Origin of the sequence: Limnohabitans sp. MMS-10A-192, from assembly GCF_003063335.1 — a bacterium.
Taxonomy (GTDB): domain Bacteria; phylum Pseudomonadota; class Gammaproteobacteria; order Burkholderiales; family Burkholderiaceae_C; genus Limnohabitans_A.
This window is the reverse complement of the sequence record NZ_NERX01000001.1, coordinates 637,613-662,705: the sequence shown is the minus strand read 5'-3', so window position 1 is coordinate 662,705 and position 25,093 is coordinate 637,613. Positions and strand designations below refer to the sequence as shown.

At 60.9% G+C, this 25,093-nt stretch carries 17 protein-coding genes; 9 read left to right on the top strand and 8 right to left on the bottom strand.

The features are described 5' to 3' along the window. A complete protein-coding gene (locus B9Z43_RS03255) occupies positions 1 to 780 on the bottom strand; it encodes a DeoR/GlpR family DNA-binding transcription regulator (RefSeq protein WP_108322687.1) in 780 nt (259 codons plus the stop codon). 135 nt (positions 781 to 915) lie between these two features. Here B9Z43_RS03255 and B9Z43_RS03250 point away from each other — a divergent pair, with 135 nt between their 5' ends. The 6 genes from B9Z43_RS03250 (at position 916) to B9Z43_RS03225 (ending at position 7,990) form a co-directional block, all read left to right on the top strand. Next, a complete protein-coding gene (locus B9Z43_RS03250) occupies positions 916 to 2,502 on the top strand; it encodes a glycerol-3-phosphate dehydrogenase/oxidase (RefSeq protein WP_233249998.1) in 1,587 nt (528 codons plus the stop codon). A gap of 42 nt (positions 2,503 to 2,544) precedes the next feature. Beyond that, entirely contained in the window at positions 2,545 to 3,693 is a 1,149-nt protein-coding gene (locus B9Z43_RS03245) for a Gfo/Idh/MocA family protein (RefSeq protein WP_108322685.1), read from the top strand. 116 nt (positions 3,694 to 3,809) lie between these two features. Then, the gene (locus B9Z43_RS03240; RefSeq protein WP_108322684.1) at positions 3,810 to 4,889 is read left to right on the top strand and encodes an ABC transporter ATP-binding protein; all 1,080 of its coding nucleotides are present in this window, start codon (positions 3,810 to 3,812) and stop codon (positions 4,887 to 4,889) included. A 48-nt stretch (positions 4,890 to 4,937) separates the two neighbouring features. Continuing rightward, on the top strand, positions 4,938 to 6,203 hold the full coding sequence (locus B9Z43_RS03235) for an ABC transporter substrate-binding protein (protein ID WP_108322683.1): 1,266 nt from the start codon (positions 4,938 to 4,940) through the stop codon (positions 6,201 to 6,203). A 75-nt stretch (positions 6,204 to 6,278) separates the two neighbouring features. Further along, complete coding sequence (locus tag B9Z43_RS03230) at positions 6,279 to 7,157, top strand: carbohydrate ABC transporter permease (protein ID WP_108322682.1); 879 nt, start codon at positions 6,279 to 6,281, stop codon at positions 7,155 to 7,157. Next, entirely contained in the window at positions 7,154 to 7,990 is an 837-nt protein-coding gene (locus B9Z43_RS03225) for a carbohydrate ABC transporter permease (RefSeq protein ID WP_108322681.1), read from the top strand. The genes B9Z43_RS03230 and B9Z43_RS03225 overlap by 4 nt, the downstream gene beginning before the upstream one ends. Positions 7,991 to 8,052: 62 nt before the next feature. Here the strand turns inward: B9Z43_RS03225 and B9Z43_RS03220 are convergent, their stop codons facing one another. The 3 genes from B9Z43_RS03220 to B9Z43_RS03210 are packed head-to-tail and all read right to left on the bottom strand — an operon-like array spanning position 8,053 to position 10,678. Next, positions 8,053 to 8,586 carry a flavin reductase family protein gene (locus tag B9Z43_RS03220; protein WP_233249997.1) on the bottom strand — a complete coding sequence of 178 codons (534 nt, stop codon included), beginning with the start codon at positions 8,584 to 8,586 and terminating at the stop codon, positions 8,053 to 8,055. Between the two features lie 11 nt (positions 8,587 to 8,597). Beyond that, on the bottom strand, positions 8,598 to 9,524 hold the full coding sequence (locus B9Z43_RS03215; RefSeq protein WP_108322680.1) for an aldo/keto reductase family oxidoreductase: 927 nt from the start codon (positions 9,522 to 9,524) through the stop codon (positions 8,598 to 8,600). After that, positions 9,521 to 10,678, bottom strand: coding sequence for an LLM class flavin-dependent oxidoreductase (locus B9Z43_RS03210; RefSeq protein ID WP_108322679.1), 1,158 nt, complete (start codon positions 10,676 to 10,678; stop codon positions 9,521 to 9,523). The genes B9Z43_RS03215 and B9Z43_RS03210 overlap by 4 nt, the downstream gene beginning before the upstream one ends. Positions 10,679 to 10,766: 88 nt before the next feature. Here B9Z43_RS03210 and B9Z43_RS03205 point away from each other — a divergent pair, with 88 nt between their 5' ends. After that, the gene (locus tag B9Z43_RS03205; RefSeq protein WP_108322678.1) at positions 10,767 to 11,477 is read left to right on the top strand and encodes a GntR family transcriptional regulator; all 711 of its coding nucleotides are present in this window, start codon (positions 10,767 to 10,769) and stop codon (positions 11,475 to 11,477) included. 18 nt (positions 11,478 to 11,495) lie between these two features. Here B9Z43_RS03205 and B9Z43_RS03200 read toward each other — a convergent pair whose 3' ends face one another. Further along, entirely contained in the window at positions 11,496 to 14,117 is a 2,622-nt protein-coding gene (locus B9Z43_RS03200; RefSeq protein ID WP_108322677.1) for a [protein-PII] uridylyltransferase, read from the bottom strand. Position 14,118: 1 nt separating this feature from the next. After that, a complete protein-coding gene (map, locus tag B9Z43_RS03195) occupies positions 14,119 to 14,931 on the bottom strand; it encodes a type I methionyl aminopeptidase (RefSeq protein WP_108322676.1) in 813 nt (270 codons plus the stop codon). Positions 14,932 to 15,065: 134 nt separating this feature from the next. Between map and purL the strand changes: the two genes are divergently transcribed. Together purL and B9Z43_RS03185 are read left to right on the top strand one after the other, a co-directional pair. Beyond that, positions 15,066 to 19,052, top strand: a complete 3,987-nt coding sequence (gene purL / locus B9Z43_RS03190; RefSeq protein WP_108322675.1) for a phosphoribosylformylglycinamidine synthase — start codon at positions 15,066 to 15,068, stop codon at positions 19,050 to 19,052. A gap of 24 nt (positions 19,053 to 19,076) precedes the next feature. Then, complete coding sequence (locus B9Z43_RS03185) at positions 19,077 to 22,472, top strand: DEAD/DEAH box helicase (protein WP_108322674.1); 3,396 nt, start codon at positions 19,077 to 19,079, stop codon at positions 22,470 to 22,472. Between the two features lie 77 nt (positions 22,473 to 22,549). On the opposite strand, the gene B9Z43_RS03180 is transcribed toward B9Z43_RS03185, so the two are convergent. Both B9Z43_RS03180 and B9Z43_RS03175 read right to left on the bottom strand, forming a co-directional pair. Further along, a complete protein-coding gene (locus tag B9Z43_RS03180; RefSeq protein WP_146183906.1) occupies positions 22,550 to 23,023 on the bottom strand; it encodes a glycine zipper family protein in 474 nt (157 codons plus the stop codon). Between the two features lie 97 nt (positions 23,024 to 23,120). Beyond that, entirely contained in the window at positions 23,121 to 25,091 is a 1,971-nt protein-coding gene (locus B9Z43_RS03175; protein WP_108322672.1) for a U32 family peptidase, read from the bottom strand. Positions 25,092 to 25,093: the final 2 nt, after the last annotated feature.

Sequence of the window (25,093 nt, the reverse complement as noted above, 5' to 3'; positions counted from 1 at the left end):
TCAATCCTGAACGGGGGACTGTGCCACTACGCACCGCACCCCCAATTCCGCCATCAACCGTTGCTGAGCAGGCGCTGGCGCCATGTCGGTGAACAGGGTGTGCACCACTTTCAGCGGGGCCATCTCAATCATGGCCGGACGGTCGAATTTGCTGTGGTCGGCCACCAGCCAGACTTGGCGGGATTGTTCGACGATGGCGCGGGCGACCATGACTTCGCGCATGTCGTAGTCGCGCAGGGTGCCGTCGGCGTCGATGCCGCTGATGCCGATCAGGCCAATGTCCACCTTGAATTGGCGGATGAAGTTCAGCGCCGCTTCGCCGACCACGCCCAGGTCTTCGTGGCGCACGGTGCCGCCGGCCACCACCACTTCGCACTGCGGGTTGGCCGCCAAGATGCGGGCCACATGCAGGTTGTTGGTCACCACGCGCAGGTCGCGGTGGTGCAGCAGTTCGCTGGCCACGGCTTCCACGGTGGTGCCGATGTTCATGAACAGGCTGGCCCCATGTGGAATGGCGGCGGCCACTTGCCGGGCAATGTCTTGCTTGGCTTCTGACTGGGTGCGTTGCCGTTCGGTGTAAGTGGTGTTGCGGGTGGACGAGTCCACGGCTCGCACGCCGCCATGAAAGCGCTCCAGCTCGGCCGCCTCGGTCAGGCGCTGGATGTCGCGTCGGGCGGTTTGCAAGGTGATGCCGAACTCTTCGGCCAGCTCTTCGGTTTTGACGCTGCCTTGCTCGCGCACGGATTGCAAGATGGCAATTTGTCTGGGGTTCAGGGCCATGAGTGTGCTCGTTGAGGTGCTGGACTAGGGGTCTTCACTAGGCGGTCAAGAATAACGCAATTTGCGCGCATGGGCTCTATACAATCAAAAACGAATCGAATAAATCATAAATTGTTGATTGTTTGGGATCTTATTTTGAAAAATCAGGGTTTGGGTGGTGAAGCGAAAGACACTGTCTGGGACCTCTTGGTCATCGGCGGTGGCGCCACGGGCTTGGGTGTGGCGGTGCAAGCCGCCTTGGAAGGCCGCCGCGTGACCTTGGTGGAAGCGCGGGACTTTGCTGCTGGAACCTCTTCGCGTTCGACCAAATTGCTGCACGGCGGCGTGCGTTATTTGGCGCAAGGCCGTTGGCGTTTGGTGCGCGAGGCTTTGCGCGAGCGGGCCACGGTCTTGGCGCTGGCGCCTCATCTGGCGCAGCCTTTGGCGTTTGTGGTGCCGGGCAAGGGCTGGTGGTCTTGGGCGTGGACTGGGCTGGGGCTCAAGGCTTATCAATGGTTGTCTGGCCGCATGAGCTTGGGGGCCACGACGGCTTTGTCGAAGCAGGCATTGCTGCGCTGTTTGCCGGGTTTGCCGGGTTTGCCGGGTTTGCCGGGTTTGCCGCGCATGGTGGCGGGCATGCGCTATTGGGACGGTCAATTTGAAGACGCCCGGCTGGCCCTGGCCTTGGCCAAAACGGCGCGCCAGGCCGGGGCCAGCGTGCACAACCACATGCGGGTCACGGCTTTGGCGCCCTCGGCGCAAGGCTGGCAAGTCAGCTTGTTCAACGAACGCGATGGCCAGACCTCGACCCTGCAGGCCCGTTGCGTGGTCAATGCCACCGGGGTTTGGGTGGACGCTTTGCGCCAAATGGTTTTGCAGCCTTGGGCGGGCCAAGAGCCGGTCAAAGCGCTGGTCAAGCCCAGCCAGGGCGTGCACTTGGTGGTCGCGCGCGAGCGTTTGCCCATTCAAGAGGCGGTCTTGATTCCCCGCACTGCCGATGGCCGCGTACTGTTTGCGGTGCCCTGGTTGGGCGCCACCCTGATCGGCACCACCGACACACCACGCGGCGATGCGCCGCTGGAGCCTTTGCCCTTGCAAGAGGAGCTGGATTTTCTGTTTCGCGAAACCCGCCAGTCTCTGGGTGTGAGCTTGACGCGGGCCGATGTGCGCAGTGTTTGGGTGGGGCTTCGCCCCTTGGTCGATAAAGCCCAGGGTGGCTTGACCAGCCAGATGTCGAGGGAGCACCTCATTCGCCGCGAAGCGCCCGGCATGTTCACCGTGACCGGGGGCAAATGGACAACTTACCGCAGCATGGCCGCGCAGGTCATGCACGCGATGCTGGAACACCACGATTTGCCGTCTGCCGCGCAAGAGCCGGCCAAAACAGGGCAGCACCGGCTGGTGGGTGCGCCCGACGCGGGCCAAGCCGTGCATGCGATCAGCGAAGCGCCGGGCTTGCATTTGTGGGGCAGCGAAGCCGCTCAGGTGCTGGCTTTGCCGGGCGCCGAGCATGATCTGGGCATGGGCCTGACCGAGGCGATGGTGCGTTTTGCCGCACGCAACGAGTGGGCCCTGACGGTTGAGGATATGCTTGCGCGTCGCTGGCGTGCGCTGTTTTTGGATGCGCGGCAAGCTGCCCGGATGGCGCCAGCGGTGGCGGCCTTGCTGCAAGCAGAAACCGGGATCGATCCCCAACTGGATGCGTTTTTGGCTTTGTGCCGGCGCTACACGCTGGCCGACTGAATTTTTAAACTTGAATTGAACACAGAACGGGCTTTGAACACGATGACAACGGCAAGCATCAGCACCACACGTTACGGCATCATCGGCTGCGGCATGATGGGCCAAGAGCATTTGCGCAACATCGCCTTGCTGCCAGGGGCGCAGGTGACGCGCATTTTTGAACCCGATGCCGCCATGCTGGCGAGCAGCTTGGCCATGGTGCCGGGCGCGCAAAGTGCCGCGAGCCTGGCCGAGGTGGTGCAGTCGCCCGATGTGGATTGCCTGCTGATCGCCAGCCCCAACTTTTGCCACGCCGAGCAGTTGCGCGAGATTGCCCGCCTGCGCCCGCTGCCGGTGCTCCTGGAAAAGCCCGCCTGCACCAGCTTGGACGATGTGCGCAGCCTGGCAGCTTTGCAAGCCAGTTACCCCGCGCCGATCTGGGTGGCCATGGAATACCGCTACATGCCCCCCGTGACCGCCTTGGCGGGCGAGGTGCATGGCCAGCACAACACCGGTCCGGTCAAGATGATCACCATCCGGGAGCACCGGTTTCCATTCTTGGTCAAGGTGGGCGACTGGAACCGTTTCAACCGTTACACCGGCGGCACGCTGGTCGAAAAGTGCTGCCACTTTTTTGACCTGATGCGCCACCTGACGCAAAGCGAGCCGGTGCGCGTGTACGCCTCGGCCGGGGTGGACCACAACCACCTCGATGAAACCTACGCCGATGGCACGCCGGACATTCTGGACAACGCCTATGTGATCGTCGATTTCGCATCGGGTCAGCGGGCCATGCTGGAGCTGTGCATGTTTGCAGAAGGCGCCCGGTACCAGGAAGAAATTTCGGTGGTGGGTCCGCTGGGCAAAGCCGAATGTTTCGTACCCGGCCCCGGCCGCTTTTGGCCCCAGCACTTGGGCGATGCGCCCGTGCCCAAGCTGGTCATCAGCCCCCGCGAGCCCAAAGGCCCGCGCGAGCTGGATGTGCCGGTCGACCCCCAGGCCTTGGCCGCAGGCGACCACAACGGATCGACCTTGTACCAGCACCAAAAGTTCAACGCCGTCGTGCGGGGGCAGGGCGCTGTCGAGGTGGGCTTGCGCGATGGCTTGGCAGCCGTGATCATGGGCCTGGCTGCGCAGGAGTCAGCCCGAACCGGTCAGGCGGTGGATCTGACCCAGGGCGATTTTTCTTGGTCGGAGTTGCTCAAGTTTTAAGCGTTTGGGTCCTGGCCTTCGCGATAACCCCAACATCTTTATTGACTCAAGTCATCTATTATTCATTCACGCCACAGCGGCGGCTTGTTTTCCAATATCACCAGAGTTAAAAGCACATGGCATCGGTCCAGCTTCGTCAAGTTCAGAAATCCTACGACGGGAAAAACAAGGTCATCCACGGCATTGATCTGGACATCCGCCATGGCGAGTTCGTGGTGTTTGTCGGCCCATCGGGCTGCGGCAAGTCCACCTTGCTGCGCATGATCGCGGGCCTGGAAACCATCACCGAGGGCGATGTGCTGATCGATGGCAAGCGCGTGAACGATGAGCCGCCCCGCAACCGGGACATCGCCATGGTTTTTCAAGACTATGCGCTGTATCCGCACAAGAGCCTTTATGACAACATGGCATTCGGCTTGCGTTTGCGAAAGACACCTGAAGAAGAAATCAAAACGCGTGTGATGGATGCGGCTCGTTTGCTGCGCATCGACCACATGCTGGACCGCAAACCGGCGGCTTTGTCTGGCGGACAGCGCCAACGGGTTGCCATTGGCCGGGCCATCGTTCGACAACCCAAGGTTTTTTTGTTTGACGAGCCTTTGTCGAATCTGGACGCTCAGTTGCGCAACGAAATGCGCAGCGAAATCAAAAAGCTCCATCAGCGCCTGGGTGCCACCATCATTTATGTGACGCACGACCAAGTCGAAGCCATGACCTTGGCCGACCGCATTTCCGTGCTCAGTGCTGGGCACAAAATGCAATACGCCAGCCCTGACGAGATCTACAACCGTCCTGCCGCGCAGTTTGTGGCAGGCTTTACGGGCAGCCCGCCCATGAATCTGGTGGCCTGTCACATCGATGCCTTGGGCGCCGATCTTGGCTTGGGTGCCCGAATCGCATTGCCTGCCGAGTTGCTGGCGCGTGCCGGCAGCTCTGCGGGGCATGTTTTTGGTATCCGCCCGGAAAACCTGGCGCTGGCGCCTCGGCATGTGCCCGGCGAGGTGGCCGTGCCTGCCAAGGTGGTCATCAGCGAGCCCTTGGGTGCAGAGACACTGGTCACATTCCAAGTGGGGCATGTGGAGTTGGTCGCGCGGTGTGCGGCCAGTTTCAAGTCCCCCTCAGGCACTGCGCAAACCCTCTACCTCGATCCCTCGGCCATGCATTTGTTTTGTCAGGCCTCGGGGCAGGCGATTTGACAAAGTTTTTTTGTAAGTCCATTTGATTTCAACCCCAAGGAGACATCCATGAAGAAGCGTCACGCCATCAAACTGGCTGCTGTGGCCCTGGCCAGCACACTGGCCGCAGGTGCAGTCTGGGCTCAGCAAACCACCTTGCGTGTGTTCGTTGGCCCCAACCAGCGCCCCGATTTGCAAGCCAAATTGTTCGAGCAGTACAACAAGGCCAATCCGGGTGTCAAAGTCGAGATCGAAACCGGCGGCGCAACGTCCGAATTGCAGCGCCAGTACCTGTCCACCGTGCTCAACGCCAAGGACTCGGCCATCGACCTGTTCCTGATCGACATCGTCAACCCCGCGCAATACGCCTCCAAAGGCTGGATCGAACCTTTGGACAAGTACGTCGGTGGGGCCGCTGTGCTCAAAAATGACTACCTGCCGGTCTATCAAAATGCCAACGTGATCGGCGGCAAGCTCTACGCCATGCCCAGCCAGGGCGATGCCATGTTCATGTATTACCGCAAGGACTTGCTGACCAAACACGGTGTGGCCGAACCGAAAACCTGGGATGAGTTGGCCGCAGCGGCCAAGAAGGTCATGGCTGCAGAAAACGCCCCCAATCTTCAGGGCCTGTCCATTCAGGGTGCACCCATTGAAGGTGCTGTCTGCACTTTCTTGTTGCCTTATTGGGGGCAGGGCAAACAATTCAACGATGCCGCTGGCAAGTTGACCCTCGACAAGGCGGCGGCTGTCAAAGGTTTGAACAACTGGCTGAGCATGGTCGATCAAGGCGTGATCAAAAAGAACGTTGCTGAAGTCACCACCCCGGTTACTGTCAACGAATTCAAAGCCGGTCAGGCCGTGTTCGCGATCAACTGGGGCTTTGCCTTCGACCGCTTCAAGGACGATGCGGACTCCAAGGTCAAAGGCAACGTGGGCGTGATGCCTTTGCCCGCCATGACTGGCGGCAAGTCGGCGACCTGCATGGGTGGTTGGCAGTGGGCCATGAATGCCTATGGCAAAAACAAGGATGCCGCGGGCAAGCTCATCCAGTACCTGTCGTCCAAAGAGGCCAGCGCCTTCATCGCTCGCGAGGGCTCGATCTTGCCGGTGTTCCAAAGCGTGTATTCGGATCCAGCGGTCAACAAAGCCGTGCCATGGTTCAAGGACGCTTTGCCCGTGGTCTTGGGCGCTCAGAGTCGCCCGATGGTCGAAGATTACGGCCAAGTGTCGGACATCATCCGGACCACCACCAGCGCCATTTTGGCCCGCACCAAGACGCCTGAGGCCGGTGTGGATGAAATCGCAGCCCGTGTTGGCAGACTGATGCGCTGAAGGCTCTTTGAGCCGATCTGACGCCGGATCCCTCAGGGTCCGGCGCAGTTGCCCCCAAATCTATTGAACGTTGCCATGTTGTCCAAATTGCGCGATCCCAGTGAAAAAACGCTTGCAGTGCTGCTCTTGGCACCCGCATTTTTGTTGCTGCTGATGATCGTGGTTTATCCGATCGGCAAGCTGATTTACAACAGCTTGTACGCGGTGGACAAGAACGGGGCGTTTCTGGGTTTGCAAAATTACATCGATGTCGTGCAGGACCCTTTGTTCTGGAACGCCACGAAAAACACCTTGCTGATCACGCTGATCACGGTGCCTGGTGCATTGATCGCCGGGCTGGCATTGGCCATGTTGGCCAACTTGCCCTTCAAGCGCAAATGGCCAGTGCGTTTGTCTTTGCTCTTGCCCTGGGCCTTACCGCTGTCTTTTGCCGGGCTGATTTTTGCTTGGTTTTTTCACACCGAGTACGGCGTGGTCAACGATGTGATGAACCGGCTGGGCTTGCAAGACGAGCCCACCAGCTGGCTGCTCAAGCCCAATTGGGCGTTTGCCGCCATTTGCCTGACGGTGATCTGGAAAACATCGTCTTTCATGGCTTTGATTTTGCTGGCGGGTTTGCAAATGATCCCCAAGTCGCTCTATGAAGCGGCTGAAGTGGATGGCGCCAGCCGTTGGCAGCAGTTCTGGCAGATCACCATCCCCATGCTCATGCCCAGCATTGTGGTGGCCTTGATTTTCCGCACCATCACAGCTTTGCAGACTTTTGACATCCCCTACACCATGACGCGTGGCGGGCCCGGTGAGGCCACCGAGACCTTGGCCATGCTGATTCACAAATACACCATCGATTATTCGGACATCAGTTTCGGCGCGACCCTGGCCGTGTTCATGTTCGTGATTTCGCTTTTTGTGACCGGCTTTTACTTGAAACAGATCGGAAAGAACGCCGCATGAACCCCACAGGACTTTGGAGCTCGCCCATGCTGCGTTGGGTGGCCGCAGGCATGGTGGTCGTCAATGGCTTTTTCCCGGCGGTCTGGATTTTGTTCACCTCGCTCAAAAGCGAGGCCGAGCTGGTGCAAAAACCCATCACCTGGTGGCCGGCCAACCCCATGCTGGACAACTATGTGCGCGCGTTCACCGATCAACCGCTGTTGATGTATTTGAAAAACAGTTTGCTGGTGGCCTGTGGTGCCACGGCTTTGTCCTTGGTGGTGGCGGCATTTGCGGCCTATGCCATTGCGCGGCTGCAACTCAAGCGCCGGCAATTGATCTTGACTTGCATCGTGGCCTCCAGCATGTTTCCGCTGGTGACCTTGTTGGTGCCCATCTTCGAGACCATGCGGGCTCTGGGTTGGTTGAACACCTACATCGCTTTGATCCTGCCCTATGTGGTCCTCAACTTGCCCGTGTGCACCTTGGTGCTGGTGAGTTTCTTCCAGAGCATCCCGCGCGATTTGGAAAACGCCGCCATGATCGATGGTTGCACACGCATGGGGGCGCTTTGGCAAGTGGTGGTGCCTTTGGCGGCTCCCGGCATCTTCACTGCGGGCATCTTGGCGTTTGTGAATTCCTGGGATGAATTCCTGCTGGCGCTGTCCCTCAATTCCAGTCCGGCCGTGCGCACTTTGCCGGTGGGCATTGCGCTTTACCAGGGGGAGTTCACCTTCCCTTGGCCCATCATTTCTGCGGCCTTGATCGTGGCGATCGTGCCGGTGGCCATTTTGATCGCCCTGTTTCAAGAGCGGGTGGTGGGCGGGCTCACGCAAGGTGGCCTCAAAGGCTGATGCAAAAAAAAAGTCGGAGCTCAAGCTCCGACTTTCTGGGGGTGTTTTGCAGCTTGGTGGCTTCAGGCCGGCAAAGACTGAAACATCCCGAACTGGCTGCGGCAAAACGCCAAGGGGGCGGCATCTTGCCAGCCAAAGTCTTGCACCTGCCCAATGACGATGTGGTGATCACCGGCATCGACCAACTGGTGCAAGGTGCAGTCAAACCAGGCCACAGCGCCATCCAGGCGCAAACGCTGGCTGGCTTGTTTTGTGGTCTTCACGCCGGCAAATCGCTCTGTCATGGTGCCTTTGGCAAATTGCATGGCCAAGTCGGCTTGGGCGCTGGCCAAGACACTCACGGTGAACCCGCCCGATTGTGTGAACGCGGGCAAGCTGCTGGCTTCTTTGCGGATGCTCCACAGCACCAGCCTGGGGTTCAAGGAGACCGAGCTGAACGAGTTGCAGGTCATGCCCCAATCTTGGCCCTCGTGGTGGGCGGTGACCACTGTGACGCCGGTGCCAAAGCAGCCCAGTGCTCTGCGGTAATCTGCCGGGTCGCTCACAGGCGCAGCTGCTGTGGCGGCTGAATTGATGTCATCGGGCATGTGTCGCATGGGGTCTTTCTTCAAGGCACTTCATGGCCATTGGCCAATTCATACAGTTCAAACCAGGTCTGTCGGTCCATGGGCACGCGTGCTGCATCGGCAAAACGCTGGATGCGCTCGATCTGGTTGGAGCCCATGACAGGCAAGACGCCCACAGGGTGGTGCATCAGCCAGGCCATGGCCACAGCGGTGGTGTCGGTGCCCGATGCCAGGGCCAGTTTGGCCAGCTTGGGCGCCAGGCGAGCGGCCGCAGTGCCTGCGGTGTGCGCTTGCGCGTGCAGACGGCCACCGCCCAAAGGCGACCAAGCCATCACCGGCATGCGGTGCTGTTGGGCATGGGCGATCTGGCCGTTGGTGAAGGGCGCGGTGTTCAAGAGGCTCAGCTCGATCTGGTTGGTTTGCAGCTTGTGCTTCATGCACGACTGCAGCAGGTCCACATCCCAGGGCATGAAGTTGGACACGCCCACGCCGCGCAGCTTGCCGCTGTCGATCAAGCCGTCCAGGCATGCGCCCAGTGCCTGCGCATCCATCAGCGGGTCAGGGCGGTGGATCAGCAGCAGATCAATCACATCCACGCCAATGCGCGACAGCGAACGGTCTACGCTGGCGGTGACGTGGGCGGGGCTGGTGTCGTAGTGCTTGACGCGGGTGTCTGCCCATTGGCCTGACAGCAGCATGATGTCGGTCTTGGTGACGATCTCGATCTGGTCTTTCAGGCTGGGACGGGCCTTGATGGCTTGGCCAAACAGCGCTTCGCAGCTGTAGTCGCCGTAAATGTCGGCATGGTCAAACGTGGTGATGCCCTGCGCCAGGCAGGCATCGATGCGGGCCAGATTGGCGTCAACCGAGCAGTCTTGGGCCTCGGACAGGCGCCAGACGCCATAAGCCATGCGACTGAGGCTGCGCCCGTTGGGCAGCGCCATGCGGCCGATGTGTTTTGAACTCATTTGCGAACTCCTGTGCCCAGCGGTGTGGGCGGTGTTTGGGCCGGAACGCGGCCATATTCGTGTGCAAGGGATACCGTCTTGAGCTGTGGCAAGACTTTGGTGCCAAAGATCTCGCACTCTTGCAGGTGAGGGTAACCGGAAAAGATGAAGGCCCGGATGCCCATCTTTTGATAGGCCTCTATTTCACTGAGCACCTGATCGACGCTGCCCACCAAAGCGGCCCCACAGCCGCTGCGGGCGCGGCCCACACCGGTCCACAAATGGGGCTCGACGTAGCCTTCGTCATCGGCACGGTCGCGGTTGGCGCTTTGCAGCGAGACACCCAGGCTCTTTGCATCCAGTGCGCGTTGGCGGATTTCGCGGCCTTTTTCATCGTCCAGTTGCGAGACCAGCTCGGCGGCGTATTCACGCGCTTCGGCCTCGGTGTCGCGCACGATCATGTGCACGCGCAAGCCATAGTCCAGCAAGCGGCCGTATTTCTCAGCCTGGGCATGCACATCGCGCATGCGTTGGGCCAGCATGTCCTTGGGCTCGGGCCACATCAGGTAAGTGTCGCAATGGGCGCCGCACAAGGCCAGTGCATCGGGGCTGTAACCGCCGAAGTAGAGCAGGGGGCCGCCGTTGGTTTGGTAGGGGCGCACGGGGTCGGTGGACAAACCCTTGAGCTTGTAGATCTCGCCGTCGTAGTTGATCTCGTCTTGGGTCCAGGCTTGTTTGAGGATCTCGACCACTTCCCAGGACCGGCGGTAACGGTAGGCGCTGTCTTCTTGTTGGCCGGGAAAGTCAGACGAAATCACATTCAGCGTGAGGCGGCCTTCCAGAATGTGGTCCAGCGTGGCCACGGTGCGCGCCAGCATGGCCGGGTGCACTTCACCGCAGCGAATGGCCGCCAGCAAGTTCATGCGCTTCGTCATGGGCGCCACAGCGGCGGCAAAGGTCAGGGTGTCCTGGCCCACTTGGTAAGACGAGGGGCACAAAATGTTGCGGTAGCCCAGCTCTTCGGCTTTTTGCACGATGCGGCTGGTGTTGGCCCAGCTGCTGCGCAAGTCGCCATCGGGTACACCCAGGTGGCGAAAGTCATCCGAGCACAGGGGTGCAAACCAAGCGACTTCAGCGCCTTGGATGTCTTGACCTTTGACGGGAACGATGCTCATATCAAACCTCACAATTAAGTGAATGAATGGTATATGAATTGACGCATGTTGGCTTGGGGGTTTCCACTTATTTGTCATACTGTGGGGCATGAACTCTGTAAATCACGCCCAACCCTTGCCGGTCTACCAGCAAATCGCAGAGCTGTTGGTCAGGCAAATCAAGGCAGGTTATTGGCACGCGGGCGAACGTTTGCCAACCGAGGCCGCCTTGGCCCAAACGCTGTCGGTGGCGGTGGGCACCTTGCGCAAATCATTGGCGCTCTTGGAAAAGCAAGGCGTTTTGGAGCGCATACAGGGCTCGGGCACCTACGTGAAAAGCGTGCAAGGCACGCAGCAGATTTACGAGTTGTTCCGCTTGGAACTGACCAACGGGCCGGGTTTGCCCACGGCACAGATTCTGGATGTGGCGCAAGCCAGGCCCGAACCCGGCATGCCCAATTGGGATGGAGCCGTTTGCTGGCGGGTGCGGCGTTTGCGGTTTTTAAGTCAAGTGCCGGTCGCATTGGAAGAGATCTGGTTTCCCGGCACGCGTATCGCCAACTTGAGTGCCCCTGAGTTGGGCGACTCGATGTACTTGTTCTACCAACAGCGCTTGAATGTGTGGATTTCACGCGTGGAAGACCAGATCAGTGCAGCCACCGCACCCGACTGGGCACCAGCCACATCGCCTCTGCAGACAGGCGATTGGGCCGGTTACATCGAGCGGCAATCCTGGACCGCCAACAACGAGTTGGCCGAGTTTTCCAAAACATGGTTTGACCCGAAGGTCTGCCGTTACTCCTCGCGCCTGAGCCAGTGAGCTGGCTTTGGCGTGGGCTCAGGTGGCTTGCAGGGCCTGCAGCAACTCGGTCTCGATCTCGATTTGCGCCTTGTTTTGTTGCAAGGCCGAGCCGCTGATCAAGAAGGTGTCTTCCACCCGCTCGCCCAAGGTGCTGATTTTGGCCAGTTGCAGGTTGATGCCGTGCTTGCCCAAGACGGTGGCGATGCCGTAAAGCAAGCCGATGCGGTCGCTGGCCGAGACGCTGAGCAGCCAGTTTTGCGCTTTGTCATCGGGCTTGAGGCTCACGCGTGGCGTCATGGGGAAGCTCTTGACTCGGCGTGAAACCCTGCCACGGCTGGGTGCTGGCAGCGGGCCTTGTTGTTCAACGGTGCGGGTCAGACCCGACTCCACCATGGTGATCAGCTCGCGGTAATGCTCTGGCAGCATGGTGGTCACGATCTGGAAAGTGTCCAGCGCCCAGCCCGTGCGGGTGGTGTGCACTTTGGCGTCCAGGATGCTGAAGCCAGCCTGATCGAAGTGACCACAAATGCGGGCAAACAAATCGGGCTGATCGGGTGTGAACACCAGCACCTGCAAGCCTTCGCCCACGGGCGATATGCGGGCACGCACGATGGTGCGCGGACCGTTCGGGTCGGGTTTGGCCACATGGCGCGACAGCTGGCGGGCGTGCCAAGCGATGTCGCTGGCATCGTGCCGCATGAAGTAGCCCACATCCAGCGTTTCCCACAAAGCCTTGTGGCCTTCGTGCGGTTCGGCATGGCGGGCCAGTTCCACCAGCGCATCGCGCTTGCGCGCTTCCACCTCGGCATTGGCATCGGGCGCACGGCCACCCAATACGCGCAGCGTGGATTTGTAGAGGTCTTCCAGCAACTTGCCCTTCCAGGCGTTCCAGACTTTGGGGCTGGTGCCGCGAATGTCGGCCACTGTCAGCAAATACAAGGCCGTCAAATTGCGCTCATTGCCCACGCGTTGGGCAAAGCGGCCGATGACATCGGGATCACTCAAGTCTTCTTTTTGGGCCACGTGGCTCATGGTCAGGTGTTCGCCGACCAGAAACTCGATCAACTGCGCGTCGGCTTTACCCAGCTTGTGCTGGCGGGCAAAGGTGCGCACTTCGGTCTTGCCCAGTTGCGAATGGTCACCGCCCCGGCCTTTGGCGATGTCGTGGAACAGCGCCGCAGCGTACATGATCCAGGGCTTGTCCCAGCCCGCAGCCAGCTGCGAACAAAAAGGGTACTCATGGGCATGCTCGGCCATGAAAAAGCGCCTCACATTGCGCAGCACCATCAAGATGTGCTGGTCCACCGTGTAGGCATGGAACAGGTCGTGCTGCATTTGCCCCACGATTCGGCGGAACACCCACAAGTAGCGGCCCAGCACCGAGGTCTGGTTCATCAAGCGCATCGCGTGCGTGATGCCAAAGGGCTGCTGCAAGATCTGCATGAAGGTTTGGCGGTTGACCGGGTCGGCGCGGAACTGACCGTTCATGATTGGTCGCACGTTGTACAGCGCCCGCAGTGTGCGGGCCGACAAACCGGTCACCCCTGGTGTGGCCTGGTAGAGCAAAAAGGTTTCCAGGATCGCGTGGGGGTGCTTGTCGTACAGGTCGTCACTGGCCACTTCGATCAGTCCGGCCTTTTCAAAAAAGCGTTCGTTCAGGGGCCGGAAACTGCCCAACGTTTCCCCTCGATCGCTTTTGAGTTGGTCTTCGATGTTGAGCAACAAAATCTGGTTCAGCTGCGTGACCGCCTTGGCCGCCCAATAGTATTGGCGCATCAGCTTTTCACTGGCGCGCACAGCAATGCGGCCGTCACTGCTGATGTCGGCCGCGTAGCCAAAGGACTCGGCCACACCGGTTTGCAAATCAAACACCAAACGGTCCTCGCGGCGGCGCGCTTGCAAGTGCAGGCGCGTGCGAATCAAGCTGAGCAAAGCTTCGTTGCGTTTGATCTGGCGAATTTCAAGGGGCGTAGCCAATCCCTTGCGCGCCAGATCGTCCCAGCTTTGGCCCAAGCTTGCCGCACGGGCCACCCACAAAATGATCTGCAAATCGCGCAAGCCGCCGGGCGACTCCTTGCAATTGGGCTCCAGGGCGTAGGGCGTGTCTTCAAACTTGGTGTGGCGCTGGCGCATTTCCAGCGTTTTGGCCACAAAAAATGCTTGCGGGTCCATCGCCGATTGGTATTGCGTCTGGAACGCCCCAAACAGCTTCAGGTCACCGGTGATGGGGCGCGACTCCAGCAAGGAGGTCTGCACCGTGATGTCTTTGGCCGACTCGGCCAGGCACTCGCTCAGGGTGCGCACGCTGGAGCCGATTTCCAGCCCGGTGTCCCAGCAGCTGCCAATGAAGCGCTCCAGCTGCGATTGCAGCGCGGGACTGTTTTCAGGCGACTGGCCATCGGGCAAAAGCACCAGCACGTCCACATCGGAGTAGGGCAGCAACTCGCCCCGTCCAAAACCGCCCACAGCCACCAGACACACATCGGCCGAGAAACCGGCGCTTTGCCACAGCTGGATCAGCAAGGCGTCGGCCAGGCCCGCCAAGTGGTGCAAGGTTTTTTGCAGACCTCGGGTGCTGGCACCACTGGCGGCCAGGTTTTGCAGCACCGCTGCCTTGTCGCGTTTGTACGCTTCGCGCAGCGGGGCCAGCTCGGTCATGTCAAGCCGCTTTGGAGGTGATGAAGTCGGGGATGGCCGGGCTGCCTGCTGACAGGGTCAGCACTTCGTAGCCGGTTTCGGTCACCACCACGGTGTGCTCCCACTGGGCTGACAAGGAGTGGTCCTTGGTCACGATGGTCCAGCCATCGCCCATTTCCTTGATCTCTTTGCGGCCGGCGTTGATCATCGGCTCGATCGTGAAAATCATGCCGGGCACCAGCTCCACCAGGGTGCCAGGCTTGCCGTAGTGCAGCACTTGCGGCTCTTCGTGAAAACCCCGGCCAATGCCGTGGCCGCAAAACTCGCGCACCACCGAAAAGCCGTTGCCCTCGGCAAATTTCTGGATCGCATGGCCAATGTCGCCCAAATGGGCACCGGGCTTGACCTGCTCAATGCCTTTCCACATGGCGTCGTACGTGAGCTTGGCCAGGCGTTTGGCCGCAATCGAGGCTTCGCCCACCATGAACATGCGGCTGGTGTCTCCGTGCCAGCCATCTTTGATGGTGGTGATGTCGACGTTGAGCGAATCGCCTTTTTTGAGCGGCTTGTCGTTCGGAATGCCGTGGCAGACCTGGTGGTTGATCGAGGTGCAGATCGACTTGGGGTAGGGCTTGTAGCCGCCCGGTGCGTAGTTCAGCGGGGCCGGGATGCAGCCCTGCACATCGACCATGTAGTCGTGGCACAGCTTGTCAATCTCGTTGGTGGTGATGCCCGGCTTGATGAAGGGCTCGATGTAGTCGAGGACTTCCGAAGCCAGGCGGCAAGCCACGCGCATGCCTTCGATGTCTTCGGCGGTTTTGATGGTGATCGTCATGGGACAGGATTATCCCATTGGGCCTTTAGTCGGTCGAAGCTCAGGGTTTCCACGGTTAAAATACTGCCTTTGCCGGTCAGCCCCAGTCAGCGGCCCCGGCGCTACGGTTTCCCGTCTCTTTACAAGGCCACCCCGTGTCCCTGCACATCACGACTTTCGAAGGCGCCAGCGCCCTCAGCGACTTTCGCATTGCCCAAGTTTTGCCACGTCTGGCAGAAATCTCGCCGCAAATTGTGGGCATCGCCGCCCGTTTTGTGCACCTGGTGGCCACGTCCGCCCCTTTGGCCGATGCCCAAAAACAAACCCTCTCGGCCTTGTTGACCTATGGCGAGCCTTATGCCGGTCCCACCGATGGCCCCGTGATCGTGGTCAGCCCGCGCATCGGCACTGTGTCGCCTTGGGCGTCCAAGGCCACCGACATTGCCCACAACTGCGGTTTTGAAGTGCGCCGCGTGGAGCGCCTGACCGAATACCGCCTGGTGATGAAGTCTGGATTGCTCAGCACCGCCAAACTGAGCGCCGAGCAACTGGGCCAAGTGGCCGCTGTATTGCACGACCGCATGACCGAGTCGGCCATGCCCAGCCGCGATGAAGCTGCGGCTTTGTTCACCGCGCTGGAGCCTGCGCCGATGGACCATGTGGATGTGCTGGGCGGCGGTCGCTCGGCACTGGAAGCGGCCAACAAGGCCTGGGGCCTGGCCCTGGCCGAAGACGAAATTGACTATTTGGTCAACGCCTTCACGGGCTTGCAGCGCAACCCCACCGATGTGGAGCTGATGATGTTCGCGCAGGCCAACAGCGAGCACTGCCGCCACAAGATTTTCAACGCCGTGTTCACCATCGACGGCGTGGCCCAGCCCAAGAGCCTGTTCGGCATGATCCGCAACACCCACCAGCTGAGCCCCCAGCACACGGTGGTGGCATATTCAGACAACGCCTCGGTGATGGAAGGCCACACCGTGGAGCGCTTCGTTGCACGCAAAGCGGAGCAGGGCGCGGCTTACCAAGCCGAACCAGCTCTGCACCATGTGCTGATGAAGGTCGAAACCCACAACCACCCGACCGCGATTTCGCCATTCCCCGGCGCATCCACCGGCGCGGGCGGTGAGATCCGTGACGAGGGCGCTACCGGTCGCGGCTCCAAGCCCAAGGCGGGGTTGAGCGGCTTCACCGTGTCCAAACTCTGGGGCGGCTTGAGCGACCAGCCCGGCGGCAAGCCCGAGCACATCGCCAGCCCTTTGCAAATCATGACCGAAGGCCCCTTGGGTGGCGCGGCGTTCAACAACGAATTTGGTCGCCCCAACTTGCTGGGCTATTTCCGCGAATACGAACAGACCGTGGACGGCGTGGTGCGCGGTTACCACAAGCCCATCATGATCGCGGGCGGTCTGGGCCAGATCGACGCCGAGCAAACGAAAAAGATTGAGTTCCCTGCAGGAAGTTTGCTCATTCAACTGGGCGGCCCCGGCATGCGCATTGGCATGGGCGGCAGTGCGGCCAGCTCCATGGCTACGGGCACCAACGCCGCCAACCTCGACTTTGATTCTGTGCAGCGCGGCAACCCCGAGATCGAGCGCCGTGCGCAAGAGGTCATCAACCACTGCTGGGCGCAAGGTGACAACAACCCGATTTTGGCCATCCACGACGTTGGCGCGGGCGGTTTGTCCAACGCCTTCCCCGAGCTGACCAACGACGCTGGTCGTGGCGCACGCTTTGATTTGCGCGCCGTCAAGCTCGAAGAATCCGGTCTGTCGCCCAAAGAAATCTGGTCCAACGAAAGCCAGGAACGTTATGTGATGGCGATCGCGCCTGAATCGCTGGACCAGTTCACCGCCTTTTGCGAACGCGAGCGCTGCCCGTTTGCGGTGATCGGTGTGGCCACCGAAGAGCGCCAGTTGGTGCTGGAAGACAAAGGCCAGGAATCGCCCGTGGACATGCCCATGGACGTGCTGCTGGGCAAACCGCCCAAGATGCACCGCGATGTGAGCACCGTGACCCGCCAGTCGCCCGCCATGAACCTCACGGGCGTGAGTTTGCAAAAAGCCGTGATCGACGTGCTGAGCCACCCCACCGTGGCATCCAAGCGCTTTTTGATCACCATCGGTGACCGCGCTGTGGGTGGCCTGACGCACCGCGACCAGATGGTCGGCCCCTGGCAAGTGCCCGTGGCCGACGTGGCCGTGACCCTGGCCGACTACGCAGGCTTTGCCGGTGAAGCCATGAGCATGGGCGAGCGCACGCCGCTGGCCTCGCTCAACGCCGCCGCCTCGGGTCGCATGGCGGTTGCCGAGGCCATCACCAATTTGCTGGCCGCGCCCATCGAGCTGCCGCGCGTCAAGATGTCCGCCAACTGGATGGCCGCTTGCGGCGAGCCGGGCGAAGACGCCGCGCTGTACGAAACCGTCAAGGCCGTGGGCATGGAACTGTGCCCGGCGCTCGACATCTCGATCCCCGTGGGCAAGGACAGCTTGTCGATGCGCACGCAGTGGACCGACAAGGGAGAGACACGCAAAGTCACTTCACCCGTCAGCCTGATCATCACCGCCTTCGCCAGCTTGCCTGACGTGCGCGGCACGCTGACCCCGCAGCTGGATGCACAAGAGGGCGACACCAGCCTGCTGCTGATCGACCTGGGCCAAGGCCAAAACCGCATGGGCGGCAGCGTGTTGGGCCAAGTGCTGGACCAGTTTGGCGACAGCGTGCCCGATCTGGAAGACCCGCAAAGCCTGGTGAATCTGGTCAACGCCGTCAACGATTTGCGTGCCAAGGGCCAGATCCTGGCGTACCACGACCGCAGCGACGGCGGCTTGCTGGCCGCTGTGGCCGAGATGGCTTTTGCAGGCCATGTGGGCGTGGCGCTCAATGTGGACATGCTGGTCACCGAAGGCGACGGCATCACCGACAGCCGCGCCGACCATGGCGACGCCAAAAACTGGGCAGGCCAGGTCAGCGCCCGCCGCGAAGAACTCACCCTCAAAGCCTTGTTCAACGAAGAGCTGGGCGTGGTGCTGCAAGTGCGCACGGCTGAGCGCAACGCGGTGCTGCAGACGCTGCGTGAACATGGCCTGTCCAAACACACGCACGTCATTGGCAAGACCCGTCCGACTCAATCGACCATCCAAAAAGGCGTGGGCGAGCTGAGCATCTGGCGCGACACCAAAGAGGTGTTTTCCGCCAAGCTCGAAGACCTGCACCAGGTCTGGGACAGTGTGAGCTGGAAGATTTGCCAGCAACGCGACAACCCCGCTTGCGCCGATGCCGAACACGCCGCCGCAGGCCAGGCCAGCGACCCCGGCATGCATGTGGCGCTGAGCTTTGACCCGAGTGAAAACGTGGCCGCACCGTTTCTGAACTTGTCGCGCCCCAAGGTTGCGATCTTGCGCGAACAGGGCGTCAACTCGCATGTGGAAATGGCTTACGCCTTCCACAAAGCGGGGTTCGAGTCGCACGACGTGCACATGACCGATTTGCAGTCTGGCCGTGCCAACTTGGCCGACTTCCAGGGCTTGGTGGCTTGTGGCGGTTTCAGCTACGGCGACACACTGGGCGCTGGCATCGGCTGGGCGCGCAGCATCACCTTCAACCCGGCGCTGGCGGATCAGTTCAAAGGCTTCTTTGGCCGCACCGACACCTTCGGTCTGGGTGTGTGCAACGGCTGCCAGATGTTCGCGGAACTCGCCGACATCATCCCCGGCGCGCAAGACTGGCCGCGTTTCACCACCAACCAGAGTGAGCGCTTCGAAGCGCGCCTGTCCATGGTCGAAGTGCTCGAATCGCCCAGCTTGTTCTTGCAAGGCATGGCGGGAAGCCGCTTGCCGATTGCGGTGGCACACGGCGAAGGCTTTGCCAACTTCAAGCGCCGTGGCAACGCGGCGCAGGCCATTGGTGCCATGCGCTTTGTGGACAACCACGGCCAGGCCACCGAGCAATACCCCTTCAACCCCAACGGCAGCGCGGGCGGCCTGACAGCCGTGACCACCGCCGATGGGCGTTTCACGGCCATGATGCCGCACCCCGAGCGCGTGTTCCGCAATGTGCAGATGAGCTGGACCAGCGGTGACATCGCAGCCACCAGCCCTTGGCTGCGCGTGTGGCAAAACGCCCGCAAGTGGGTGGGTTGACCGTCTGTGCGTGTGAGATCCGAAGTGTCTGAGCAGTGGTTCCCGCCGTCTCAGCTGGCCTTTTACTTTGACTCCAATGCGTGGGCCAAGGGCACGGCGCTGTACCTGCAAAACGATGACATCGTCGCGCAGCTGAGCCCGGAGGCCGATGGCTGGAAGTTGGTCGCCCAGGTGCCTGAATTGCAGGCGTCACCCTTCACCGTCACGGCGCATTTGCGCGTGTCCGAGGGCGGTAACTTGCAAGCTTGGCGCTCCACCTGCAGCTGCTCGGTGGGCCGCATGTGCAAACACGGCGCCGCCTTGGGCATTCATGTGGCCATGCAAGGGCGTTCTTTGCGCGAAGATGCTCGCGATGAGGATGAAACGGGCGAGTTGTCTGAGCAGCAATTGCAAGCCCGTCAAGAGCGGGCCATCCAGCAGTCTGAATACCAGGTGCGCGACTGGCTTGGGCGACTCGAAACGGCGGATGTGGCACAACACTTCAGCCTGCCCAGCAGCACGCCCGAACATTTTTTGTACTGCATGTCGGTGGATACCGCGGGCCAAAGGCCGGTGTTTCACCTGACCATCAAACGGGCCATCCTCAAGCGTGAGGGCCTCTGGGGCAAGCCCAAAAAAGTGACCACAGAACCCTTCGCGCACGACCCGATCTGGCAGGGCAGTGCGGCCAACGAGCGCGGTATTTTTGACCTGTTCAAAGCGTGCCCAGCCACCAACAGTTTTGGCTCGTATGGTTTTCACAGCGCGGTCAAGCTGCAAGGCTTGGCGGCTGAACTGCTGCTGCAAAAATGCAGCGAAACCGGTCGCCTGATGTGGGAAGACGACAAGGCCATGACGCCTTTGCAGTGGACCGACGATGCCCTGACCATCTCCGGCAGCTGGCAGGCCGTGCCCGAGCAAGACGGCGCCCCTGCAGGCTGGAGGCTGCACATGCAGGCCGGGCCAGAAGGGGTGGTTCACGGGCTGAACGAGCCGCCGATTTTTGTGGATGTCGCGCGTGGCCGATGCGGTCGCCTTGACACCCAAGGCCTGAGCGCCGAGCGCTTGCTGCTGCTGACGCAGTCGCCTGTCGTGCCCGAGCGCGTGGCGCTCAAGTTCCAGCAGCAGTTGATGGAGCGACTCGGCCCCATGCCGCTGCCGCCCGTCATTGAACAGCTGCCCGAAATCCGGGGCGTAGAGCCTGTGGGCGTGCTGCGGATTTCTGCGGTGCCCTTGCAAAAGCGCATGGACCACGGGATTTTTCAGGCGCAGTTGACTTTTGATTACGATGGCCAACAAGGCCATTGGGCGCATGCCCAAAGGCGTGTGGCGCTGGGCAAAGGAGCGTCTGCCCGCATGCTGCTGCGCGACTTGGCGGCCGAACAGCGCATTATCGAGACGCTGGAGGATTTGGGCTTCGATGTGACGCAGGGCGCCACACTCAGCCTGACCGGCTCGCAAAGTGCGGCGCTGTGGCTCGAATGGCTGGAAAGCGACTTTGAACCGCTGCGCGAAGCGGGCCTGGAGGTCCACACCGACAGTGGCTTGAACACTTGGCTGCGTTTGGCCGATGACGTGCACATTGACCTGTCGGGCGAAGACGGCTTCGATGAAACATCGCCGTGGTTCAACTTGTCGCTGGGCATGGACATCGATGGCCAGCGGGTCAACATCTTGCCCTGGGTGCCCGCCATTTTGGCGGCCTTGGCAGGCGTTAAGAATGCGGGTGATCCGACCGACATGCAGGGGCTTCCGGCCCATTTGTACCTGCCTGACTTGCAAGGCCCGGGCTATGTGAGGCTGCCCACGGCCCGCATCAAACCCTGGTTGAGCATGCTGATGGAGCTGCACGGCGAGCGCGGCCACGACTGGGATGGCGATGCCTTGCGCCTGTCGCGCATGGACGCATTGCGCACAGCCACATCCTTGGGTGAAGGTGCACGCTGGCAGGGGGCCAACAGCTTGTTGAGTCTTGTGCAGCAAATGCGCGGCCAAGCGGCCTTGACGCCCGTGCCAACACCGGAAGGCTTGCAAGCCACCTTACGGCCTTACCAGCAGCAAGGCCTCAATTGGTTGCAGTTTTTGCGCGAGCACCGCCTGGCGGGCATCTTGGCCGACGACATGGGCCTGGGCAAAACACTGCAGACCTTGGCCCATATCCTGACCGAAAAGCAAGCGGGTCGACTGACGAAACCGGCCCTGATCGTTGCCCCCGTCAGCTTGTTGGGCAATTGGCAGCGCGAGGCAGCCCGCTTTTGCCCGGCCTTGACCACGCACATCCACCACGGCCTGTCGCGCCACGAAACCCCTCAGGAGCTGTGCCGCTACGACGTGGTCATCACTGCGTATTCGCTGCTCTCGCGTGACCGCGACATGTGGCTGGAAGTGCCTTGGCACCTGCTGGTGCTGGACGAAGCGCAAAACATCAAGAACGCCAACACCAACGCGGCGCAAGTCGTCACCGAGATCCCGGCGGTGCACCGCCTGTGCCTGTCTGGCACGCCCATTGAAAACCATTTGGGCGAGTTGTGGAGCCAGTTTCACTTCTTGATGCCTGGATTTCTGGGCAGCCAAAAGCGTTTCACCGAACTGTTCCGCAACCCGATCGAGCGTCAGGGCAGTGTTGAAAAACTCGCCCAGTTGCGTGCACGCGTGACGCCCTTCATGCTGCGCCGAACCAAAGACCTGGTGGCCAGCGAGTTGCCGCCCAAGATCGAAACCCTGATGCCTGTGCCCCTGCAAGGCCAGCAGGCGGACTTGTACGAGACGATTCGCCTGGGCATGGAAAAAACCGTGCGCGAAGCGTTGCACACCCAGGGTCTGGGCCGCTCGCAAATCACCATCCTCGATGCTTTGCTCAAGCTTCGTCAGGTTTGCTGCGATCCGCGCCTGCTCAAGCTGAGTGCGGCCAGCCAGGTGCAGCAGTCGGCCAAGCTGGAGCAGCTGCTCGACATGCTGCCCGAGATGGTTGCGGAAGGTCGCAAGATTTTGTTGTTCTCACAGTTCACCGAAATGCTGGGCCTGATCGAAAAAGCCTTGCCTGCATTGGGCATCCCATGGGTCAAACTCACCGGCCAAAGCAAAAACCGCGATGCGATCATCGACAAGTTCACCAGTGGCCAGGTGCCGCTGTTCTTGATCAGCCTGAAAGCCGGTGGCGTGGGCCTGAACTTGCCGCAGGCCGACACCGTCATCCACTATGACCCGTGGTGGAACCCTGCGGTGGAAAACCAGGCCACCGACCGTGCACACCGCATCGGCCAAAAGCAAAGTGTCTGGGTGGTCAAACTGGTGGCGCAAGGCACCATCGAAGAGCGCATGCTGGCCCTGCAAGAGCGCAAGGCTCAGTTGGCACAAGACATGTACGAAGGCGCCGTGCAGCGCAAAGAGCCCCTGTTTGGCGAGGCCGATCTGAACGAGTTGCTCAAGCCGCTGGGCTGAGCCGGGCAGGGGATACTGACACCTTGTGACGCAGACGCCGACGCAAGTCTTGAGCGCTCAGTGCAGCGCTCTTCGTGTCATTGCCAGCCAATGATGTCCAGGCCTTTTTCGCCAGCGCAGCGCTGAACAAACTGGCGGTAAGTCCCGCTGGGCTGCTGGCTCATGGCGCCGCGAGTTCCGCCCGCTGCAGCACCGACCACGGCACTTTGCGCGCCATATTTGATGGCCTGGTTCAAATCGCCACGGCCAAACACCAAGCCACCAACGGCGCCAGTGACCCCGGCCACAGCAGCGCCCATGGTCGCACCCGATGCCACCGAATTGTTGCTGTCCAACGGATGCAGACCGCTGGACTGGGCCAGGCTCAGGCATTGGTTCAGGTGCTGGTTGGCAGCGGCTTCGCCCATGGATTTGTAGGCCGTGTTGGGGTAGAGCACGGGCCTGGCGGCACCTTCTCCCATGCCCGCACAACCTGCGAAGGTCAAGACACCGAGCAGGCCAAGGACAGCGCTCAGGCGAATAAAACGGGTGGGTAAAGTTGTGGCGGTCATTGAATGCATCTCGGTGAATGGGACAGCGGGATGCTAGCAGTAGACCTCTAAAAACTTCAAAAATGACAACGTCAGTTTGTAACAAGAAACAGCTGAATCAGTGCAGACCGACCACAGGCCGCGTCTTGTAAAACTGCAGCGGGCTTTCCGGCACGGCGTTGAGCACCGATTTCTTGATCTTGCCGACCACATGCATCTCGCAGGGTTTGCAGTCGAAGCGCAAGGTGAGTTTTTCCTTGCCGTTGATCAGCTGCAGCGGCTCGGCCTTCACGGTGCCTTGCACGCCGGTCACGCCTTTGGCCTGTTTGGGGCACAGGCTCAAGCTGAAACGCACGCAGTGTTTGGTGATCATCAGGCTGACCTCGCCCAATTCTTCTTGCGCTTCGTAGGCGGCATCGATCACCTTCACGCCGTGTTTGGCGTAAAAGTCCCGGGCTTTTTGGTTGAACACATTGGCCAGATAGGTGAGCGTGTCTTCGGGATACTGCGCTGGCGGCTCTGCAGGCACGGCACGTGGCAGGCGGTGCAGGCCTTGGGTGCGGGCGGCTTCGAGGGCCTGCACGGCATCGCGACGTAAGGCATTGAGCTGTGAGGGCGGCACAAACCAGGGGCGGTGCAGGGCCACTTGCACATCCAGCGGCTCAAACAGGGTGTCGCCCAGTTTGCCCAGGGCGGCTTTCAGTTTGTCCTCGGCCTGCGTGGCGTCTTTGGGGGCTTGCCAGGCAATCGCCAGTTCGGCCGTGCCGGTGTGGCCGGCCTCGTCGGTCAGGGTCAGCTGTAAGCCATCAGCGCTTTCAGCCAATTGCATCCACACGCCCATGCGCCGCTCGGCCGATTTTTTGTCCAGCGTGCGCACCCAGCTCATGTCGCGGTTGCGGTTGACCTGCACGCCTTTGCGCAAGTCTTTGAAGCCGTCCATCGGGTCTTTGGGGAACAGACGCCAAACGCCTTGGGCTTTTTGCGCTTCGGCGCGGTTGATTTGCAGGCCGATCAGCTCTTTTTGCAGGTCGTAGTAGCACAGGCCGTCGCCGTTGTGCAGCTCGGTGGCCGGGTCGTCGGTGGTGATTTCGACGTGCTCCGGCGTGACTTTGCTGACCCAACCAATCGGCTGGCCGGGGTTTTTTGGGGTGTCAAACGCGCCAATGTCTTCCTTGCGGCCTTGCACAAAGTAGTCGGTGAACTCGCGGTTGAAGTTTTGGTTCGGGTCGGGCTCGAAGCTGAAGGTGGTGCGACCGTGCGAAGACGATGCCAGCTCGGGGCGCTCGTGCAGCACCTCGTCAAACAGCTTGCGGTAATGGGCCGTGATGTTCTTCACATAGGCCATGTCCTTGTAGCGGCCTTCGATCTTGAAGCTGCGGATGCCCGCATCGACCAGGGCACGCAGGTTCTCGCTCTGGTTGTTGTCTTTCATGCTCAGCACATGTTTGTCGTGCGCGATGATGCGGCCTTGCGCGTCTTTGACTTCGTAAGGCAGCCGACAAGCCTGCGAGCAATCTCCTCGGTTGGCGCTGCGACCCGTGTGGGCGTGGCTGATGAAGCACTGGCCGCTGTAGGCCACGCACAAAGCACCGTGCACGAAGAATTCGATCACCGTGCGCTCGGTGTCGATCACGTCGCGGATCGCGCTGATCTGCGGCAGCGTGAGTTCACGGGCCAACACGATTTGGCTCAAACCCGCGTCTTGCAAGAACTTGGCTTTTTCGGGGGTTCGGATGTCGGTCTGGGTGCTGGCGTGCAGCTGGATGGGCGGCAGGTCGATCTCCAGCAGGCCCATGTCTTGCACGATCAAGGCGTCCACGCCTGCGTCATACAGTTGCCAGGCGAGCTTGCGTGCGCCTTCGAGTTCGTCGTCGCGCAAGATGGTGTTGAGCGTGACAAAAATTCGGCTGTGAAAGCGGTGGGCGTATTGCACCAGCTTGGCAATGTCTTGTACCGAGTTGTCGGCCGTGGACCGGGCACCAAACGAAGGGCCGCCAATGTAGACCGCATCCGCGCCATGGTTGATGGCTTCAATGCCAATGTCAAAGGTGCGGGCAGGGGCGAGGAGTTCGAGTTGGTGAGGCTGCATGG

Bases quoted from the DNA above. Each gene is read 5' to 3' on its own strand.
- B9Z43_RS03255 (WP_108322687.1), bottom strand. From the start codon at position 780: ATGGCCCTGAACCCCAGACAAATTGCCATCTTGCAATCCGTGCGCGAG.
- B9Z43_RS03245 (WP_108322685.1), top strand. From the start codon at position 2,545: ATGACAACGGCAAGCATCAGCACCACACGTTACGGCATCATCGGCTGC.
- B9Z43_RS03240 (WP_108322684.1), top strand. From the start codon at position 3,810: ATGGCATCGGTCCAGCTTCGTCAAGTTCAGAAATCCTACGACGGGAAA.
- B9Z43_RS03235 (WP_108322683.1), top strand. From the start codon at position 4,938: ATGAAGAAGCGTCACGCCATCAAACTGGCTGCTGTGGCCCTGGCCAGC.
- B9Z43_RS03230 (WP_108322682.1), top strand. From the start codon at position 6,279: ATGTTGTCCAAATTGCGCGATCCCAGTGAAAAAACGCTTGCAGTGCTG.
- B9Z43_RS03225 (WP_108322681.1), top strand. From the start codon at position 7,154: ATGAACCCCACAGGACTTTGGAGCTCGCCCATGCTGCGTTGGGTGGCC.
- B9Z43_RS03220 (WP_233249997.1), bottom strand. From the start codon at position 8,586: ATGCGACACATGCCCGATGACATCAATTCAGCCGCCACAGCAGCTGCG.
- B9Z43_RS03215 (WP_108322680.1), bottom strand. From the start codon at position 9,524: ATGAGTTCAAAACACATCGGCCGCATGGCGCTGCCCAACGGGCGCAGC.
- B9Z43_RS03210 (WP_108322679.1), bottom strand. From the start codon at position 10,678: ATGAGCATCGTTCCCGTCAAAGGTCAAGACATCCAAGGCGCTGAAGTC.
- B9Z43_RS03205 (WP_108322678.1), top strand. From the start codon at position 10,767: ATGAACTCTGTAAATCACGCCCAACCCTTGCCGGTCTACCAGCAAATC.
- B9Z43_RS03200 (WP_108322677.1), bottom strand. From the start codon at position 14,117: ATGACCGAGCTGGCCCCGCTGCGCGAAGCGTACAAACGCGACAAGGCA.
- map (WP_108322676.1), bottom strand. From the start codon at position 14,931: ATGACGATCACCATCAAAACCGCCGAAGACATCGAAGGCATGCGCGTG.
- B9Z43_RS03180 (WP_146183906.1), bottom strand. From the start codon at position 23,023: ATGACCGCCACAACTTTACCCACCCGTTTTATTCGCCTGAGCGCTGTC.
- B9Z43_RS03175 (WP_108322672.1), bottom strand. From the start codon at position 25,091: ATGCAGCCTCACCAACTCGAACTCCTCGCCCCTGCCCGCACCTTTGAC.